The sequence below is a fragment of the Desulfovermiculus halophilus DSM 18834 genome (assembly GCF_000620765.1).
Classification (GTDB): domain Bacteria; phylum Desulfobacterota; class Desulfovibrionia; order Desulfovibrionales; family Desulfothermaceae; genus Desulfovermiculus; species Desulfovermiculus halophilus.
Window position 1 is genome coordinate 1 of the sequence record NZ_JIAK01000058.1, and the last position, 3,134, is coordinate 3,134.

The window sequence follows — 3,134 nt, forward strand, 5'->3', positions numbered from 1 at the left end:
ACCGTCATTGCGAGCACAGCGAAGCAATCTCCTGGTTTTGTCCGGGACGGTGATGCGCTGGAGATTGCTTCGGCGAAGCCGCCTCGCAATGACGGATGATACCAACGCTGTCATCACCCCCTGATCGGGTACGCTAATACTCCCCATCTGACAGCTTATGCTTTCACAACCCGTTAAGTGGCCTGGAGATCCTTCCAGGTCTCTTTCTGTAAAAAGCTCCCCTCAACATTGTCTTCCATCTCCTCAAACATCTGCCAGGGGACGGCAAAGGAGAACACATTCCTGTCAAGCTGTTTCTTGAGATTCTTTCTTGCGGAAAGGTCTGTGAGACCGATAACCGCCCGGGGACGCTCGGAGCGTGCCTCTTGGTAGGGAAAGATCCCGATCTGCTGGCACCCGGCGGCAAAAGGAGCAATCACGTTCTGGTTGTCCCCCCTGCCGTAATTGGCCAGCACCACCAGGGCGGAGAGTTGGTCCGGATCAGCCAGAAATACAATCACCCGGGGTTGTTCCCGGGTCGGATCCATATCGCTTAATGGTTTAAAAATCACATATTTTTCAGGCACTTCCATGATAGGCAGGCTGTCAATGAATTTTTTCATCAGCTCCGGGGACTTCATATATCCTTCCCCGTGACGAAATTTTTCCGAAAATTCCCTGCCTGCGGCAGATCCCAGCTTTTCCGCCATATCGCGGCCTTCCTGCCAATTCTCGTTGCCTGTGGACAGAAAATGATAGAAACAGTCAATGCCGCCGGGGAAGTTGAGATACTGGTTTCCGAATCCCAGCCCGACTCCGCCGCCCCAGCAGCCGTAGGTATTTTCATCAAAGGCAGCAATTCTCCCTTTGGCTGCAGCCGCCAGCATCCACATGACACAGCCCCATTTGCCCTGTTTAAAGCCCATGGCCTTCCCGGGTTTATCATCACTCCAGAGTATGGCCACAGGTTGGTATTTTAGGTTAAGCGATCGGGCTATCTTGCTTTCCATGCTTACACCTCCCTATTTGTTGAATTCTTCGCTTTAGGCCCGCTCCTTCCAGTATGCATACTCATGGGGCCATTCTTCCTGATACCAGTTAATCAATTCCTGCATCCTTTTTCGATGCTCCTCCTGCACCTTTTCCACCATAGTAAAACACCTTTTCTCCTCCCAGGCCCTTACCAGGGTCCTGCCTGCATTAAAGGCCTGCTCGCGGCTTTTCTCAGGTACCTGAGTCTTTGGTCCGGTGGGGCCCATGGCGGCCCACACAGCATCAACCGGAACCGCCCCGCTTACCATGAGAAAGTGTTGAAGGTATTGGACAATGGGCCGTTCATCACCCCCTCCGGAGGTTACCACGCATGCCCCGTATTTGCCCTCAAGGGCCATGCAATGGATCAGACTGGAACAACGATCGATAAAGACCTTTAACTGGCCGCTCACGTTGAAGATATAATTTGGCGTGGCCAGGATGATCCCGTCTGCCGCCAGCATCTTTTCCTTTATGGACTCAAACTCGTCCTTTTGCGGGCAGCGGCCTTTTTTGTGGCATTGATCGCAACCCAGGCACGGCTTTACAGAATCGCCTTGAAGAATAATAGTCTCACACGCCGCCCCTTTACTTTCCGCACCTTTTAAGACTTCTCCAAGCAGCTTTCCCGTGTTCCCTCTCTCCCCATGGGGGCTTCCGATGATGCTAAGAATTTTCATGAGATTGCCTCCTTGTGCATCTAAGGTGTTGTCATCGTAAGATCATCAATACCCCAAAAATCAGTATCAGCAAAATAAAAAAAGGGCCGTAAACCCTCTCCAGGGTGCTTGCCCTGACACGGCCCAACCAGATCGGTCCCCAAAAGGCCCCTGCGCCTGCTCCCAAGGAGAGAAAAAAGGCCAGGGTCCAGTCAAACTGGCCCAGCAGCAGGTGACCGGCAAGGCCGGAAACAGCGTTGAAAAAAAGGACAAAGACAGATGTCCCCACCACCATCTTCACCGGAAGGTTTAAGACATAGAGTCCGGCGATGACCGGCGGAGTCCCGCTAAGCCCAAAGAGCCCGGCCATGACGCCGGAAAGAAACCCAAGGAAAAGCCCCAGCAAGATTTTCAATCCACTCATCCGCACCTGCGCCCTGCCGGGTCGATGGGTATCCCTCATTCTCTTTCCGGCCGAAAGACACATCTGAAGAGCCATCAAAAGCATGAATACGCCAAAGGCCTTTTGAAGGAGGCTTGCAGAGACAAGGCTTGATGCATAGGCACCGATCCAGGCACCGATCAGGCCGCCTGCCCCGAAGACTATCCCTACGCCAAGGTCCAGATTTCCCTGCCGGAAATGACTTATGCTAGCGCTTATGGTGGTGGGGATGATCGCTGCCAACGAAGTGGCCACGGCGACCTGGGGCTGCACCTGAAACACAAGACTCAAAACAGGGACAAAGTAAAACCCTCCACCTCCTCCGAACAGGCCCACCAGGCAGCCGACAATAAAACCAAAAAATAACAATAAGATAAAGAGAGTAACACCTTGCATTTATCTTGACTCTCCAAACAGGGGGCGCCGCGCCTATTTGCCGATAGCAACAAGAAACATGAACATCGCCATGGAGCAGACGGCGCCGGCGTAAAAAACACCTTGAATTCCCCATCCAAGCAAGACTATTCCCATTAAGACCGGCCCCAGAGTCTGCCCCAGCCGCAAAACCATACCATTGATGGACATAAATGCCCCGCGATTTTCCGATGGGGCCAATGCTGCCAATAAGATTTGGATATTAGGATAAGTCATACCGTGCCCCATCCCAAAAATGATTATGGGAAGAGGCAATAGCCATAGGCTGTGTATAAAAGGGATAATTACCAAAGCAACGGCATAAAAAATAAAAGCAGTTCGAAGTAGAGTCTTGGGGGAATATATTGTGCTCAATCTGCCTAATTGTGAAGAGGAAACGGCGGTAGTCAGGGACATGATGGACATGATTATTCCAATAGTAAAGGAAGATGCATGAAATGAATGTCCAAGTAATATAGGCAAATAGGTCAAGTAGGATCCATAAAAAATTATATGTTTTTGGTAATAAAAATCCGGACAAAATGGCTTGAATCAGGGTAACACTTTCTCCCGGCTTAAACCAGAGGAGAAAGTGTCATGGGCAACAA

At 51.0% G+C, this 3,134-nt stretch carries 4 protein-coding genes; all 4 read right to left on the minus strand.

Going from position 1 to position 3,134, the window contains the following annotated elements:
- Positions 1 to 173: 173 nt before the first annotated feature.
- From N902_RS0114175 to N902_RS0114190, 4 genes are read right to left on the minus strand one after another with little or no spacing between them, the layout of a single operon-like run.
- Positions 174 to 989 (minus strand): DUF169 domain-containing protein, encoded by an 816-nt coding sequence (locus N902_RS0114175; protein WP_027371441.1) that lies wholly within the window; start codon positions 987 to 989, stop codon positions 174 to 176.
- Between the two features lie 33 nt (positions 990 to 1,022).
- The gene (locus N902_RS0114180) at positions 1,023 to 1,691 is read right to left on the minus strand and encodes a flavodoxin family protein (protein WP_027371442.1); all 669 of its coding nucleotides are present in this window, start codon (positions 1,689 to 1,691) and stop codon (positions 1,023 to 1,025) included.
- 31 nt (positions 1,692 to 1,722) lie between these two features.
- Complete coding sequence (locus N902_RS0114185; protein WP_027371443.1) at positions 1,723 to 2,508, minus strand: sulfite exporter TauE/SafE family protein; 786 nt, start codon at positions 2,506 to 2,508, stop codon at positions 1,723 to 1,725.
- A gap of 33 nt (positions 2,509 to 2,541) precedes the next feature.
- Positions 2,542 to 3,039, minus strand: a complete 498-nt coding sequence (locus tag N902_RS0114190) for an MFS transporter (RefSeq protein WP_084288447.1) — start codon at positions 3,037 to 3,039, stop codon at positions 2,542 to 2,544.
- Positions 3,040 to 3,134: the final 95 nt, after the last annotated feature.